The sequence below is a fragment of the Pelagibius sp. CAU 1746 genome (genome assembly GCF_039839785.1).
Lineage (GTDB): Bacteria > Pseudomonadota > Alphaproteobacteria > Kiloniellales > Kiloniellaceae > Pelagibius.
The window spans coordinates 851,524-866,081 of the sequence record NZ_JBDOQT010000002.1; the positions used below are offsets into that span (position 1 = coordinate 851,524).

Consider the following 14,558-nt stretch of genomic DNA (forward strand, 5'->3'; position numbering starts at 1 on the left):
CTCAGATCGTCACCCTTGGGCTTGACCCGAGGGTCCAGGGCGGCCGCTCCGTCACTTGCCCCTGGATTCTGGCTCGCGCTCGCCATCGCTCGCTTGACCGGGATGACAGCCAGAGTGAACGGCACAGTCGAGAGCGCGCGTTAGGATGAGGACGCCGAAGGCATGAAAGGAAGCTCCGCATGATCCGGCCGACGCCGCGCGCCGTGGCGGCCTTCGCCGCCGGCATCCCGCTGGCCTTCGCGCTGCTGCTCGCGGACCCGGATCTCTGGCCCTATGTTCCCGCCTACCTCTTCCTGGCCTGCTTCGCGCTGCTGGCCGACGCCGGCCTGGCCCTCTCGCCGCAGCGCCTGAACGTCCAGGTCAACCTGCCGCCGGCGCTCTACATCGGCGCGCCGGAGGGCTTCCAGGTGCGCCTGGAGCCCACTTCCTACCGCCGTCCGGTTATCGAACTGCTCTGCGACGTGGACGACAACCTGGAGCAGCCGCCGCGGGTGCTGGCGCCGCTGGACGCGGAAGAAGACACCCTGGTGTACTTCCCGCTGCGCGCCAGGCGCCGCGGCAAGGCGCGGGTCGAACGCCTGTGGCTACGTTGGAAGGGGCCGCTGGGCCTGGTCTACCGTCTGCGGGTTATCGAGCTGGGCAAGGACATCGCGGTCACGCCCAACACCAAGGCGGTCAAGCACACCGCTTTGCAGTACGCCGATCCCATGGCGATCTTCGGCATCAAGCCGCAGCGCCAGCAAGGCGAAGGCTCGGAGTTCGAGGCGCTGCGCGAGTACGTACCGGGCCTCGACCCCCGCTCCATCGACTGGAAACACTCGGCGCGCCACATGAACCTGCTGTGCAAGGAGTTCCGCAGCGAGCGCAACCACCAGGTCGTCCTGGCCTTCGACTGCGGCCACCTGATGAGCGAGCCGCTGGAGGGCCTGACCAAGCTGGACCACGCCGTCAACGCCGGACTGCAGCTTGGCTACATTTCACTGCGCGCCGGCGACCGCATCGGCGTCTACGGCTTCGACTCCCGGGTTCGCCTCTTCAGCCAGCCGACCGGCGGCGTCGGCACCTTCTGGCGTTTGCAGCGCGCCGCCGCGGAGCTGGACTACAGCGTCGACGAGACCAACTTCACCCTCGGGCTCTCCTCCCTCGCAGCGCGCCTCGACCGCCGATCCCTGGTGATCCTGCAGACCGAGTTCGTCGACACCATCACCGCCGAGCTCATGCTGGAGAACGTCGAGCGCCTGGCCGGGCGCCACCTGGTGGTCTTCGTCTGCCTGCAGGACCCGCAGCTCGAAGCCACGGTCGACGGGGAACCGGGCAGCCTCGACAGCCTCGCCCGCTCGGTCATCGCCGAGGAGTTTCTGCGCGAACGGCGGGTGGTCTTGGAACGGCTGCGCCGGCTTGGGGTACACTGCCTGGACGTGCGGGCCGACCAGATCGGTCCGGCGCTGATCAACCGCTACCTCGACATCAAACGCCGCGAGCTGATCTGATGGAGGCTGGGAGGAACAATTGATTTCCAATCCTGACGCACCCCGGCGCCATCCTCTCCGGCCGTCACCCTCGGGCTTGACCCGAGGGTCCAGGGCAACCGCCGAGAAGGCCGCCCTGGCTGCTCGGGAAAAGTCCGAGCATGACGATATAAGACGGACCGGCTAGCATGGACTTCACCCCGGCATGAGCACCTCCAACAGCAGCCTGAAGAGCTATGAGTTCCGCCGCGAGCGGGAGAAGAGCTGGCGCGCGCTCGAGGACATGGTCCGCCGCGCCGAGAAGCGCGGCCTGAAGTCGCTGCCGGCCGAGGACCTGCTGCGCCTGCCGACACTCTACCGCGCCACGCTGTCCTCGCTGTCGGTGGCGCGCGCCATCTCCCTGGACCAGAACGTCCTGAACTACCTGGAAAGCCTCTGCGCGCGCGCCTACTTCCAGGTCTACGGCCCGCGCGCCAGCCTCATGGAACGGATCGCCAGCTTCCTGCGCCACGGCTTCCCCGCCGCGGTGCGCGAGACCAGGGGGCCGATCCTGCTGGCCACGCTCTGGATGGTGCTGGGCATCGTCATCGGCTTCCTGCTGGTCCAGAGCAACGCCGACTGGTACTACACCTTCGTCGGCTGGGACATGGCTGGCGGCCGCACGCCCGCCGCCTCCACCGAAAGCCTGCGCAACGGGCTCTACGACGGCGCCGACAGCGCGGCCGAGGGCCTCTACATCTTCGCGACCTACCTCTTCTCGCACAATGCGGGGATCGGCATGTTCGCCTTCGCCCTGGGCTTCGCGCTGGGCATCCCCACGGTGCTGCTGATGTTCTACAACGGCCTCACCCTGGGCGCCTTCCTGGCGCTCTACGACTCCCGCGGCCTGACGTGGGACCTGGTCGGCTGGCTCGCCGTGCACGGCACCACGGAACTGACGGCCATCGTGCTGTGCGGTGGCGGCGGGCTGGTGCTGGCCAGCGCGATCATCTTCCCGGACCGTCAATCCCGGATGGAAAGCCTCGCCCGCCGCGGGCGCGCCGCCGGCACCCTCATCATGGGCGCAGTGCTGATGCTCTTCGTCGCCGGCCTGCTGGAAGGCTTCGCCCGCCAACTGGTGACCGACATCACGGCGCGCTACGTCATCGGCGGCGCCATGCTGGTTTTCTGGCTGAGCTACTTCGCCCTCAGCGGCCGGGGATCGGGCGGGAGGAAGCAGCACCTTGACGATGACTGACGCCGCACCCCCGCCCCAAGGCGCCAAGTCCCCCGGCGCCGTCCCGACGGTCCAGGCCCGCGCCCGCAGCGAGCGCCGCATTCTGACGCCGGAGGGCGTGCCGCTGATCTTTCAGCTCGCCGAGCGCGGCGAACGCGCCGCCGCCGTCATGATCGACCTGGTGATCATGGTCATCGCCCTGGTCGTCTTCGTGATGGCCATCGCCTTCACCCTTTCCGAACTCGGCATCTCGGGCGCGGCGATCGGCCTGGCGATCCTGGTGTCCTTCCTGATCCGCAACTTCTACTTCATCTTCTTCGAGCTGCGCTGGCAGGGGCAGACGCCGGGCAAGCGCGCGCTGGGCATCCGCGTCATCGACCGCAAGGGCGGCTACCTGCGCCCCGGGGCCGTGTTCTCCCGCAACCTGCTGCGCGAGGTCGAGCTGTTTCTGCCGCTGACGCTGTTCTTCGGCGTCGACCTGAGCGGCAGCAGCGGCTGGGTCAACTTCCTGACCCTGGGCTGGGTCGCGCTCTGCCTGCTGCTGCCTTTCTTCAACAAGGACCGCCTGCGCGCCGGCGACCTGGTGGCGGGCACCTGGGTCGTGTCCTCGCCCAAGGCTCTGCTGCTGGACGACGTGGCCGCGGGGAGTCAGCGCGACCCAGGAAGTATCAAGGGGGGAAGTATCAAGGGGGGAAGTATCAAGGGGGGAAGCGCCAAAGGGAAAAGCGCCAAGAGGGGCGGCGCTGTGGTACTGGACCCCGAGTTCCCCTTCACCCGAGACCAGCTCGAAATCTACGGCATCTACGAGCTGCAGACTCTGGAGGAGGTGCTGCGCCAGCGCGGCCCGCAGAGCGGAGAGACCCGGCGCGAGGTGGCCAAGCGCATCCAGCGCAAGATCGACTGGGCGCACGGCGACGCCGCCGCGCGGAACGACATCGAGGCCGAGCTCTTCTTGAAGGCCTTCTACGCCGCCCTGCGCGCCCACCTGGAGGCGCGCATGCTGTTCGGCGAGCGCCGCGAGAACAAGTACGCCGGAAAGACAGGGGGTAAGCTGGGGGGCAAGACGGGACCGAACGGCAACGGCACCCCTCCGGGCAAGAGCTAGTCGAAGACCGCGGCAATACAAGGAGCGGTGCCGGGTTGCTGGCCAGCGCTTGGAGCGAGTCGCCGCACACCTGCCCGGCGCGGAGCTTTGGATTGACCTCCACGCCGGCCATGGTCATCACCGGAGTACGGGGCGCGGCTGTCTAACCGCACCCCGTCCCCTGCCTATCAGTCGAACACCGCCGCGATCTGCGCCGAGCTGACGCCTTCCTTGGCGACGCGCAGGTCGTGGTAGAGGACCGCGATCATGACCGAGGCGAAGGCGCCCGAGATGGCCGAGATCACGTAGTTGACCACGACCAGAAGCTCCAGGCTGTCCAGGAAGAAGATAGCGAAGCCTGCTGCGGCGCCGACGATGAAGCTGAAGACCACCAGGATGACGAAGAGGATCAGCAGCAAGCCCAGAACCGGCCAGCGGTAGCCTTTGGTCAGCTCCCAGCTGCGCTTGAAGCTGCCGATGATGCCCGGACGCTCGACCACGGCAGCCGGAATGACCACCGAATAGACGACGACGAGAAAAATTCCAGGGACGACCAGCAGGACGAAGCCGACGGTCACCGCGATCGACAGCAGAATCGCAATCACGATGACCGGAACGACACGCGACAATCCCCGCCCGATGATGTCGCCGAGACTGGCACTGCGGCCGGTTAGGTGCTGCACGGTGCCATAGACCAGGGCGCCGATCAGGATGTAGCTGAGAACCACGGAAAGAGCCATGACGGCAAAATCCGCAGGAGTGTATTGCGGCGCCACCGTTCCTGCATCCAGATCGCCCATCGAGCCAAAGCCGAGCAGCAGCGACGGCAGGTAGAGGATCAGCGCCAGAACAAGGAAAGGAACGAAATTCGCAAAGAATGTGCTGAAGCTGCGCTTGAGCACCCCGCCGACGGAAAAGTCTCCCCTGCCGAGTGACGGCTGTGTCGCCATGGAATCAGTCATGAAAAGATACTCCCCACTGTGTCGTTCACCCCGAACGCGGCACGCCAAAGGGAGCTTCGGCCGGACCCTCCGCGAACCCGTCCTTTTCCTCCCCCCTTTCGCAACTATACCGGCAATGCAATCTGCGGTCGATCCTTTAGAGACGACCCAACCTTCCGGCTAGCTTCCTGCCGCCACTGCCGCAGCGATGCGCTCGGCGAAGGCGCGGGTGCCCAGGGCCCCGCCCAGGTCGGGCGTGCGGGTCTCGGGGCTGGCCAGCGCCGCGTCCACGGCGCCGTCGATGGCCCGCGCCGCCGCGCCGTAGGCCGCGAGGCCGCGCCTGGCGGCGATCCAGTCCAGCAGCATGGCCGCCGAGAGGATGAGGGAGGAGGGATTAGCCTTGTCCTGCCCGGCGATATCCGGGGCCGAGCCGTGCTGGGCCTGGGCGCAGCAGAGGTCGTCGCCGGCGTTGACCGAGCCGGCGAGGCCCAGGCTGCCGGACAGCTCCGAGGCCAGGTCGGAGAGGATATCGGCGTGGAAGTTGGTGGCGCAGATCACGTCGTACTTTTCCGGGTGGCGCACCAGCAGCGCGGCCATGGCGTCGACGATGGCCTCGTCGGTCTCCACCTCGGGGAAGTCCTTCGCCACGTGGTAGCAGGCTTCCAGGAACAGGCCGTCGCTCATGCGAAAAGTGTTGGCCTTGTGGATCAGCGTCACCTTCTTGCGCCGCTTCATGGCCAGTTCGTAGGCGCGGCGCGCGATGCGCTCGGAGGCCCCGCGCGAGATCTTGCGGATGGTCAGCGCCGTGTCGGCATCCGGCATAAACTCGGCGCGGCCCATGTACATGTTGCGGTCGGGATAGAAGCCTTCCGTCGCCTCGCGCATGATCACCAGGTCGAACTCGCCGCCCTTGGCCGGCAGGCCGGGGCGCGTGCGCGCCGGGCGCACGTTGGCGTAGAGGTCCAGTTTCGTGCGCACCACGCCCGAGATGTTCACTCCGCCGGCCTCCGGGGCCGGATAGTCCAGGTGGGAGATCGGGCCGAGAATGATACCGTCGCTGGCCCGGGCGCGCTCCAGCACGCCCTCGGGCATCGTGGTGCCGTGTTTGGCCAGCGCCTTGAGGCCGATCTCCGCATCCTCGAACTCGAGACCCAAACCGAAGCGCTTATCCGCTGCCTGCAGCACCTTGAGCGTCGCCGCGGTGATTTCCTCCCCGATGCCGTCGCCCGCCATGACCAGAAACTTCACTGACCCCATGCCCCTCTATCCTGCTGCGTTCCGTGCGGCACTATAGAGGGCCGGCGGCCGGGGCTCTAATCGAAAACGGCAGCTGTTTCGCCGAACAAGACACTGCCGTCCGATCCGGCCAAGCTGGAATGAATGACCGCCGGCAGAGCAAGCAAGAAAACGCTGAACGCAGGAACTACAAGAAAGGTCCAAACCTCCCACAAGACATCCACCTGTAGTTCAGGTCCATACAACACCAGTGCAGTCCAGGCGATCCCGCCCGGTATCATTGCCAGCAGGAATGCCGCCACGATGCGCAGCCGCGAGCCGCTCGAAAGGGCCAGGCTCCGCTTGAAGCAGTCGGTTGCTCCGCCATTTTCTCTGATCGCGCAGGGAATCGCCATGCAGAACAATACCACGAGGATGAAGTAGGCTATCTGCAGCGCAATCGGCGCCCGAGGATGCAGCTTGAACAGAGGGTTATCCAGGGCCACGATACCCATGACGACGGCGGTCGTGACAATGCTGACGCTGAGGACCGTCGCCGACCGCTCGATGGTGTCGCTGAGGCTTGGCAGAACGGTTCGAACCTCTCCTCGCCTGTCACGGTCCAAGGCAGCCGACATGACGGCGATGATCAAGCAGTCGATCAGGATTTCACTTGTCTTGACGGCGAAGCTCATCTGCCATTCCGGCCACTGCAGGAAGCCGTACGCAAGGTACGGTAGGCTGGACAGGATGCATAGCAGATAGAACGCCGGGAAATGACGCGCACCGAACACCCAGGTCGTCTTAAGCGCAGCTGCGACACTGAGCCTCATCGCAACGGCTCCTTTGTGCCTAATCGAAAACGGCGGCTGTTTTGCCAAGCGGCAGGCGATCATCCAACTCAGCGAGCTGCTCGTGGATCGCAACTGGCACCGGATAGAGGAAGGCGCTGCCGATGGAGCCTCCCAAGAGGATCCACAGCATAGGTAGGTTGCCGGCCTGCAAATCGGCTCTTGCGTCGGCCGGCAGCAACGCCACGGCAATAACGGCGATGATACCAAAAGGCAGAAGCGTCAGAGCGTAAACGGCAAGGATGCGCAGCCGGGAGCCGGCACTGAGGCGCGCGCTCTGCCACAGGGTGTCGAACACCCCGCCCTTCGAGACCGCCGCGCAGGGAATTGCCACGCAGAAAATGATCTTCAGCACGAACATGACCACAGACGGCGCGGCCGCTGCGAAGGGATGCAACGTTCCGAGATAGTAGCCCAGGCCGCCAAAGCCGAGCGATACGCCGGCGATGACAAATGCGACACCAAGGATCATCGGTGCCCGGCCGAAGGCATCGCCGATGCTCGGCACGACCGTCCAGCTTTCGCCACGGCGGTCCCGAATCATCGTCCACACCATGATGCCCGTGACCATGGCGGCGAGCAGGATCTCGAAGAACGACACGACCACGCTAACCTGCCACGTCGGCTTTGCCGTTTCGCTGAGGAGATAGCGCGGTGCGCCGACCAGCAGGCACAGCAGATAGAACACCGGCAGGTGTCGCAGGCCAAAACCGTAGCAGCGGCCGACCGCCTTTATCACACCCAGTTTCATTGCATCGACTCCTTCTCGGACGCACGACAGGGGCTTCTGCATAAGCCCTAATCGAAAACGGCGGCCGTTTCGCTCAGCTCGACGCCGTCATCGAGACCGGCGAGCTGTTCGTGCATGATCACCGGCAGGGCAAAGAAGAACACGTTGCCGAAGGGCAGGAGGTAAAGGTATGCGCTGGCCGGCAGCTCCGCCCGCTCCATGCCGGGGGCGTAGACTCCGATCAGCACGGCCCCGGCGATGCCCACGGGAATCAGGAACAGCACGTAGATCGCGACGATGCGCAGGCGCGAACCCTGGGCCAGCGACGCGCTCTGCCCGAAGCAGTCGACAACGCCGCCATCGTGCAGCGCCGCGCAAGGCATCACCACGGCGAAGATCAAGGTCAGGACCGCCATGATCAGCAAAGGGGCGAAGGCCAGGATCGGGGCAATTTCCGCAAGAACGGCCACCAACACGGAAATCAGCGTCACGCCGACGGAAATGCAGAACGATACGCCGAGGACCGCCGGCAGGTACTCGACGGTATCGCCGATCGCCGGCAGAACCGTCCAGCTTTCTCCCTGTTGGTCGCGCAGGCGCGTGTGAACCATGATCGCGGTGACGAGACCCAGCAGCATGACCTCCAGCCCCGTCACCAGGTCGGTTTCCCAGCTCTCGCCCTCCAACATGGCGGCCTGAAAGTCCTCGGGCCGCAGCAGGCCGTAGAGGCTGGTGGGCAGATTGGCCAACAGGCACAGCAGGAGGAAGGCCGGAAAGTGGCGGAGACCGAAGACGACGGTCCGGCCCAGGGTCGCGAAGACTCTCAACGTCATGGCATCAGCTCCTTCCTTGCCGGGCCGGGCAAGCAGAAGGATAAGCCGTGACAGGCGGTCCCCTCTGCTCCCCGCACCGAGGCAGGAGCCTGCCGCTAAAAACTTAAGAAATCACAACCGCAAGTCGTTCTAATTTCGGTCAAATTCGCTGGTTTGGAGCTGCCCGACACAGGCGGCGCGGCTGCCGTGAAGGGCTCTAGTCGAAAACCATGGCCATCTTCTGCGCGGCAGGCCCTTCCTGCAGCGTGACCAGAGCTTCGTGCACCACGGCGGGAAGGGCGAAGAAGAAAGCGTTGGCGATCGCCCCGGCCAAGAGGCTCCAAAGCGGCGGGAAGTCTTCGATAACGAAGTCGGCGCCGACCGCGAGGACAAAGGCCGCCGCGGCGCCGATGAGGGGCAGCCCGGGCAGCACGAAGATCGCGGCGATGCGCCAGCGCGATCCCTTGGTCAGCTCGCCGCTGCGCTCCAGGGAATGGAAGATGGCTCCCTGGAAATCACCGTCATCCAACGCCGCGACCGGCACGGCCACGCTGAGAATGACGGCCCACCAGACGACCACACCCATTCCTGCCAAGGCGGCGATAGCGGAAAACAACCCCAGGAACTCAGCCAGCAGCAAGCCGCCCTCGACGATAATTGAGAAAACCAGCGCCGCGCCGCAGACGCGCGGCAAGCGGGTGAAGGATTCGGCGAGGCCGGCGAGCATCGACCAATCCTCGCCGAGGCGGTCATGCAGCAGGGTTCGCGTCATCACCGCTATCACGAAGCCGCCGAGCAGCGATTCGATGACCGCCAGGGCGATATTTTCCTCCCACCAAGGACGCGCACCGGCCAGGTCGAAAGAGCCGTCCAGGACCAGCAGGCTGTAAAGATAGCTCGGCAGATTGACGAGCAGGCCCAGGAGATAGAACCCGACGGCGTGGCGCAGGCAGAAGCTGAGGGTTCCGGTGATCGACTTGGCGACACTGAGCTTCATCGCCGTCGTGACCTCCCGTCGGCGCAGCGGTTCTCCTCGCCAGTGCGGAGGCCCCGGCGAAGGGCGCCCTCATCTCGGCAGCGAAGGCGCCATCCTATCACCGGGGGGCGGAAGATACAATCTTAAGTAGATTACACTTTGGCGTAATCGCGATAACGAGCGATCACACCGCCTTGCTGTAGCGGGTATTGGCTCCCTTGGCGCTGCCGAGATAGGCGTCGAAACAGGAGGCGATGAGCCGCACCGCGCGCTTGCCCTCGCCGGTGACCCGGACCTTGGAACCCGCCACCGTCACCAGCCCCTCGCCGGCCAGCGGGGTCAGCCGCTCCAGGGACTCCGAAAAGTCGAAGCCGGGCTGTCCGTGGACCTCGGCCTCGGCGCGCAGGTCGACGGCGAAGCTGCACATGAGGGAATTGATGACGTCGCGGCGCAGCCGGTCCTCCGGCGTCAGGGCGATGCCGCGCACCACCGGCAGTTGGCCGGCCCGAAGCGCCCGGGCATAGGCGACCAGGTCCTTGTCGTTCTGAACGTAGCCCTGCGGCAGCGTGCCGATGGAGGAGACGCCCAGCCCCAGCAGCACCTCGGCCTGGTCGGTGGTGTAGCCCTGGAAGTTGCGGCGCAGGCGTCCTTCGCCGGCGTAGCGGAACAGCGGATCGTCGGGCAGGGCGAAGTGATCCATGCCGACGGCGCGGTAGCCGCGCTGCAGCAACACGCTTTCCGCCATCCCGGCCTGGGCCAGGCGCTCTTCGGCTCCCGCCAGCGCCGCCGTGTCGATCATCTTCTGATGCTTCTTCATCCAGGGCACATGGGCATAGCCGAAAACCGAGACGCGGTCGGGATGCAGCTCGGCGGCCAGGGAGGCGGTTTGCTTCACGTCCTCCAGGCTCTGGTGCGGCAGGCCGTACATGAGGTCGAAGTTCAGCGCTTCGATGCCGCAGGCGCGCAGGGCTTGCGCCGCCGCCGCGGTCACTTCGAAAGGCTGCACCCGGTTGATGGCTTCCTGGACATGGGAGTTGACGTCCTGCACCCCTAAGCTGGCGCGGTTGATGCCGGCGGCGGCCAGGGCCTCGGCCTTCTCCACCGTCAGGTGGCGCGGGTCGATCTCGATGGCCAGTTCGGCCTGCGGCTGGAAATCGAAGACCCCGCGCAGTTGCCCCATGACCGCCGTGAAATCCTCGGCGGAGAGGATCGAGGGAGTGCCGCCGCCCCAATGCAGCCCGGTCACCGGCCGCCGCCCGGCGCCCTCGGCCGCCAGCACGCGGCCCAGCAGGTCGATTTCCTGGCGCAGCAGCCCGACATAGGCGGCGATGCGCTCGTAGTCCTTGGCCACCGCCGTATGGCAGCCGCAGTACCAGCAGAGCTGGTGGCAGAAGGGCACATGGAGATAGAGCGACAGCGGCGTGTCGGAGCGCAGCTCCCCAAGCCATTGCCGGTAAAGGCTGCCGCCGACCGCCACGCTGAAGTGGGGAGCCGTCGGATAGCTGGTGTAGCGCGGCGCCTGGGCCTCGGCGAGCCGGATCGGGATGCTGGTCATGGCGCAAAATCTAGCCGCACCGCCGCACCGCCACATTGACCGATGTCAATCGGGCGGAATGCCGGAAAGTGGCGAAATTTTGCGGTTTTCCACCTGTTCGGCGGCGCGGCGCGGCGGCGCACCTCCGGCGCCTCAAGACAGCTGTCACCCTCGGGCTTGACCCGGGGGTCCATATCGAGGCCAGGCGTCTGACCCTCCCATGGATCCCGGCTCGCGTTCGCTGGCGCTCACTTGGCCGGGATGACGGCCTGAGATGCGGGATGAGAGTGCGAGCGAACCTCGGGCCGGCTACCTTGCCCGCCGGTCCTCGCGGATCATGTCGGCGGCCTTCTCGGCGATCATGATGGTCGGGGAGTTGGTGTTGCCGGAGGTGATGGTGGGCATGACCGAGGCATCGGCGATCCGGAGCCCCTGGAGCCCGAGCACCTTGAGGCGCCCGTCCACCACCGCCCGGTCGTCGTCTCCCATCTTGCAGGTGCCGACGGGATGGAAAATGGTGGTGCCGATGTCGCCGGCGGCCTTGGCCAGGGCCTCGTCGCCGTCGATCTGGGCGCCGGGCTTGTATTCTTCCGGCTTGTAGCGGGCCAGCGCGGGCGCGGCGCAGATGCGCCGGGTCAGGCGGATCGCCTGGGCCGCCACCTGGCGGTCGCCCGGCGCCGAGAGGTAGGCCGGCTTGATGACGGGCGCGTCGCGGAAATCGGCGCTGCGGATGTGGATGCTGCCGCGGCTTTCCGGGCGCAGGTTGCAAACCGAGGCGGTGAAGGCCGGGAAGTCGTGCAGCGGGTCGCCGAACTTGTCGAGGCTCAAGGGCTGCACGTGGTACTGCAGGTCCGGCGTCTCGCGCGCCGGGTCGGACTTCACGAAGGCGCCGAGCTGGCTGGGCGCCATGGAGAGGGGTCCGCTGCGGTTCAGCAGGTATTCCAGGCCCATCATCGCCTTGCCGAACAGGCTGCCCGCGCGCTGGTTCAGGGTCACGGTGTTCTCGACCTTGAAGATCATCCGCATCTGCAGGTGGTCCTGCAGGTTCTCGCCCACGCCGGGAAGGTCGTGGGCCACGTCGATACCGTGCTCTTTCAGTACAGCCGGGTTGCCGAGGCCGGAAAGCTCCAGCAACTGCACCGAGCCGACGGAGCCGGCGGCGAGGATCACCTCGCCGCGCGCGGTGATGCGGCGGGGCGAACCGCCCTGCAGGAAGTCGACGCCGGTGACGCGCCTGCCGTCGAGGACCAGGCTTTGCGCCTGGGCGTGGGTGATGACGCTGAGGTTCGGGCGGTCCATGACCGGCTTCAGGAAGGCTTTGGCGGTGGACCAGCGCACGCCGCGCTTCTGGTTCACCTGGAAGTAACCGCAGCCTTCGTTGTCGCCGCGATTGAAATCGTCGGTCGGGGGAATGCCCGTCTCCGCCGCCGCTTCGCGGAAGGCGTCGAGAATCTCCCAGGACAGCCGCTGCTCCTCGACGCGCCACTCGCCCTCGCCGCCGTGGAAGTCGTCGCCGCCCTGAAAGTGATCCTCGGAGCGCTTGAAGTAGGGCAGCACCTCGTCCCAGCTCCAGCCCGCGTTGCCGAGCTGGCGCCAATGGTCGTAGTCACGCGCCTGACCGCGCATGTAGATCATGCCGTTGATCGAGGAGCAGCCGCCCAGCACCCGCCCGCGCGGGTAGTTCAGCGCCCGGCCGTTGAGCCCCGGCTCCGCCTCGGTCTTGTAGCACCAGTCGGTGCGCGGGGTGTTCTGGGTGTAGAGGTAGCCGACCGGGACGTGGATCCAGAACCAGGAGTCCTTGCCGCCGGCCTCCAGCAGCGCGACCTTCACCTCGGGGTCGGCCGACAGCCGGTTGGCGAGGCAGCAGCCGGCGGTCCCGGCGCCGACGATCACGTAATCGTACTCTCCGGCGTCCTGCCGGGCTTGCCCTGAAGCCATTTCCTCGCCTCTCGCCCGCTTGTCCTCAGCGACTTTTCGGTCGGGGAACTATAGCCCGCCGTTTCCAGCGGCGAAAAGCTTCAGTCCAGCGCGGCCTCTTCCAGCAGCACCGCCCAGCCGGCGCCGTGCATGTCGCGGTCCTCGCGGCTGCCCTGCACCACCGGGCGCGGCAGGCTGAACTTCACCACGTTGAGCTCGGGAATGTCGAAGCGCTTGAGGGTCTCCAAGGGCACGTCGTAGAGCTGCGCGACGCGCTCGGTCTTCAGCGTCGTGGAGACCTCGCCGAAGGCCTCGCTGGAACCACAGAAGACGTCGATGGTGACCCAGAAGGGGCCGGCGTTCTTGGAGCGGACCTTCAGGACCTTCTCAGACAAGCGCCCCTCAGACGAATTCGGCATGGCCGATCTCCTCCAGCTCCAGGCGGAAGGCCGCCATGGGATCGTCCAGCGCCAGCACGTGGTTCAACGCGAACTCGAACAGTTCGCCGCGGTCCGTCGTGGCGGGCGAATAGGGAAAGGCGAAGGTCGGCAGTTCTTCGTCTTCCGTCAGCGGATAGTGCAGCACGAAGGGGTTGATGAGCTTGCCGATCTCCGCGGCGGTTTCCTGGGTCTGCGCAGTGACGATGCCCAGCACGCCGACTTCCACCGGATCACCGTTGCGGTTCTCCACCGCGCCCAGCGCCGAGTCGACACCGATGAGACGGAAGTCCATGTGGTAGTCGCCCGGCTTCAGGCCCATGCGCGTGTCGATCTCGCCCTCGAGGAAGGCCGTAAGCTTCGCCACCCACTCGCGCGCGTGCTTGACGTAGTGGGCGTTGCGCAGCACCGCCAGGATGGTGGTCTGATAGCCGGCGACGCGCGCGCCTTCCAGCTTCACCGTGTAGGGGCCGGGAATCCAGCGGGAGCCCTCGACCCGCACGCGGCGCTCGTCCAGCGCCCGGTATTGGGCACCGCGCACGTCGAGGCAGCCGCCCGGCTCGTAGAGCAGGAAGGGGTCGGCGTTCTCGTAGAGCATATGCGCGGAGACCGAGTGCGGCGTGCAGCACGCGCTCCCGGCCAACGGCTCCACCGTGAAACCGGTCTCGTCGAAGTCCACCATGATGACGCCGGAGGTCGGGTTGGTGGAGCACAGCGCGCCGCACTCGGCGATCTTGGCGCCGTGCCAGGCGCCGCCCGCGTGGTCACCGCGCGCCAGCGGCAGCGCGGCGATGGTCGCCGTGTCGGTGGTGCGCCCGCAGAGCACGATGTCGGCGCCGGTGGCGAGCGCGGCCTGCACCTGCTCGGCCCCGGCCAGCGCCACGATGTTGGTCATCTCCAGCACCCGGCCCGCGTCCACCTCCGGCGCCGGCGTCAGCGGCGTCACGCGGCCCGCGCGCAGCGCCTCCGCAATGCGCTCCTTCGGCTGGCTGGAATAGAGCTTCGCGACCTTCACGCTCTGGCCCAGTTCCGCCGCCAGCTCACGGGTGATCTCGGCCATCCATTCGACCGTCGCGTCGGTGCCGCAGGTGCCGGCCGTGCCGAGGACAAGGGGCACGCCCGCCTGCGCGCGCGCCTGCATGAGTTGACGCCACTCCGACTTGGTGGCCGCGCGCGAATACTTGGAAACGCCCCCGCCCAGGCTGAAAGGGCCGCTGTCGGTCGAGCCGCCGTCGATGGCGATGATATCGGGCTTGGCGGCGACGCCGCGCGCCAAGGCTTCGCGGTCGAAGCCGAGGCCGAGCACGCCGGAAGGAACAAGCACGCGGGTCGGCACCGCAAAACCTCCTGTAGTTCCGCTGCGGCCGGCTTTCGGC

At 66.7% G+C, this 14,558-nt stretch carries 13 protein-coding genes; 3 read left to right on the forward strand and 10 right to left on the reverse strand.

Annotated elements, in window-relative coordinates:
• Nucleotides 1-179 precede the first annotated feature (179 nt).
• The 3 genes from AAFN88_RS20790 to AAFN88_RS20800 all read left to right on the forward strand — a co-directional run bounded on the left by AAFN88_RS20790 (nt 180) and on the right by AAFN88_RS20800 (nt 3,790).
• Nucleotides 180-1,490, forward strand: a complete 1,311-nt coding sequence (locus AAFN88_RS20790; RefSeq protein ID WP_347522622.1) for a DUF58 domain-containing protein — start codon at nt 180-182, stop codon at nt 1,488-1,490.
• A 184-nt stretch (nt 1,491-1,674) separates the two neighbouring features.
• Nucleotides 1,675-2,706 (forward strand): stage II sporulation protein M, encoded by a 1,032-nt coding sequence (locus AAFN88_RS20795; protein WP_347522623.1) that lies wholly within the window; start codon nt 1,675-1,677, stop codon nt 2,704-2,706.
• Entirely contained in the window at nt 2,699-3,790 is a 1,092-nt protein-coding gene (locus AAFN88_RS20800; protein WP_347522624.1) for an RDD family protein, read from the forward strand. Before AAFN88_RS20795 ends, AAFN88_RS20800 begins: the two co-directional genes overlap by 8 nt.
• 167 nt (nt 3,791-3,957) lie before the next feature.
• On the opposite strand, the gene AAFN88_RS20805 is transcribed toward AAFN88_RS20800, so the two are convergent.
• The 10 genes from AAFN88_RS20805 to AAFN88_RS20850 all read right to left on the reverse strand — a co-directional run bounded on the left by AAFN88_RS20805 (nt 3,958) and on the right by AAFN88_RS20850 (nt 14,518).
• The gene (locus tag AAFN88_RS20805) at nt 3,958-4,731 is read right to left on the reverse strand and encodes a hypothetical protein (RefSeq protein ID WP_347522625.1); all 774 of its coding nucleotides are present in this window, start codon (nt 4,729-4,731) and stop codon (nt 3,958-3,960) included.
• Between the two features lie 159 nt (nt 4,732-4,890).
• Nucleotides 4,891-5,967 (reverse strand): isocitrate/isopropylmalate family dehydrogenase, encoded by a 1,077-nt coding sequence (locus tag AAFN88_RS20810; protein WP_347522626.1) that lies wholly within the window; start codon nt 5,965-5,967, stop codon nt 4,891-4,893.
• A gap of 56 nt (nt 5,968-6,023) precedes the next feature.
• Nucleotides 6,024-6,758, reverse strand: coding sequence for a hypothetical protein (locus AAFN88_RS20815; RefSeq protein ID WP_347522627.1), 735 nt, complete (start codon nt 6,756-6,758; stop codon nt 6,024-6,026).
• Nucleotides 6,759-6,777: 19 nt separating this feature from the next.
• Nucleotides 6,778-7,527, reverse strand: coding sequence for a hypothetical protein (locus AAFN88_RS20820; protein ID WP_347522629.1), 750 nt, complete (start codon nt 7,525-7,527; stop codon nt 6,778-6,780).
• 47 nt (nt 7,528-7,574) lie between these two features.
• Nucleotides 7,575-8,339, reverse strand: a complete 765-nt coding sequence (locus AAFN88_RS20825) for a hypothetical protein (RefSeq protein ID WP_347522630.1) — start codon at nt 8,337-8,339, stop codon at nt 7,575-7,577.
• A gap of 196 nt (nt 8,340-8,535) precedes the next feature.
• Nucleotides 8,536-9,315, reverse strand: a complete 780-nt coding sequence (locus AAFN88_RS20830) for a hypothetical protein (RefSeq protein WP_347522631.1) — start codon at nt 9,313-9,315, stop codon at nt 8,536-8,538.
• 163 nt (nt 9,316-9,478) lie between these two features.
• Nucleotides 9,479-10,849 (reverse strand): oxygen-independent coproporphyrinogen III oxidase, encoded by a 1,371-nt coding sequence (gene hemN, locus AAFN88_RS20835; RefSeq protein ID WP_347522632.1) that lies wholly within the window; start codon nt 10,847-10,849, stop codon nt 9,479-9,481.
• A 288-nt stretch (nt 10,850-11,137) separates the two neighbouring features.
• Nucleotides 11,138-12,766 (reverse strand): choline dehydrogenase, encoded by a 1,629-nt coding sequence (locus AAFN88_RS20840; protein ID WP_347522633.1) that lies wholly within the window; start codon nt 12,764-12,766, stop codon nt 11,138-11,140.
• 80 nt (nt 12,767-12,846) lie between these two features.
• Entirely contained in the window at nt 12,847-13,164 is a 318-nt protein-coding gene (locus tag AAFN88_RS20845) for a DUF4387 family protein (protein ID WP_347522634.1), read from the reverse strand.
• Nucleotides 13,148-14,518 (reverse strand): acyclic terpene utilization AtuA family protein, encoded by a 1,371-nt coding sequence (locus AAFN88_RS20850; protein ID WP_347522635.1) that lies wholly within the window; start codon nt 14,516-14,518, stop codon nt 13,148-13,150. The genes AAFN88_RS20845 and AAFN88_RS20850 overlap by 17 nt, the downstream gene beginning before the upstream one ends.
• Nucleotides 14,519-14,558: the final 40 nt, after the last annotated feature.

What these genes read in the sequence shown, in the direction of transcription:
- AAFN88_RS20810 (WP_347522626.1), bottom strand. Translation starts at nt 5,967, where the DNA reads ATGGGGTCAGTGAAGTTTCTGGTCATGGCGGGCGACGGCATCGGGGAG.
- AAFN88_RS20800 (WP_347522624.1), top strand. Translation starts at nt 2,699, where the DNA reads ATGACTGACGCCGCACCCCCGCCCCAAGGCGCCAAGTCCCCCGGCGCC.
- AAFN88_RS20825 (WP_347522630.1), bottom strand. Translation starts at nt 8,339, where the DNA reads ATGACGTTGAGAGTCTTCGCGACCCTGGGCCGGACCGTCGTCTTCGGT.
- AAFN88_RS20840 (WP_347522633.1), bottom strand. Translation starts at nt 12,766, where the DNA reads ATGGCTTCAGGGCAAGCCCGGCAGGACGCCGGAGAGTACGATTACGTG.
- hemN (WP_347522632.1), bottom strand. Translation starts at nt 10,849, where the DNA reads ATGACCAGCATCCCGATCCGGCTCGCCGAGGCCCAGGCGCCGCGCTAC.
- AAFN88_RS20815 (WP_347522627.1), bottom strand. Translation starts at nt 6,758, where the DNA reads ATGAGGCTCAGTGTCGCAGCTGCGCTTAAGACGACCTGGGTGTTCGGT.
- AAFN88_RS20830 (WP_347522631.1), bottom strand. Translation starts at nt 9,315, where the DNA reads ATGAAGCTCAGTGTCGCCAAGTCGATCACCGGAACCCTCAGCTTCTGC.
- AAFN88_RS20795 (WP_347522623.1), top strand. Translation starts at nt 1,675, where the DNA reads ATGAGCACCTCCAACAGCAGCCTGAAGAGCTATGAGTTCCGCCGCGAG.
- AAFN88_RS20805 (WP_347522625.1), bottom strand. Translation starts at nt 4,731, where the DNA reads ATGACTGATTCCATGGCGACACAGCCGTCACTCGGCAGGGGAGACTTT.
- AAFN88_RS20790 (WP_347522622.1), top strand. Translation starts at nt 180, where the DNA reads ATGATCCGGCCGACGCCGCGCGCCGTGGCGGCCTTCGCCGCCGGCATC.
- AAFN88_RS20845 (WP_347522634.1), bottom strand. Translation starts at nt 13,164, where the DNA reads ATGCCGAATTCGTCTGAGGGGCGCTTGTCTGAGAAGGTCCTGAAGGTC.
- AAFN88_RS20820 (WP_347522629.1), bottom strand. Translation starts at nt 7,527, where the DNA reads ATGAAACTGGGTGTGATAAAGGCGGTCGGCCGCTGCTACGGTTTTGGC.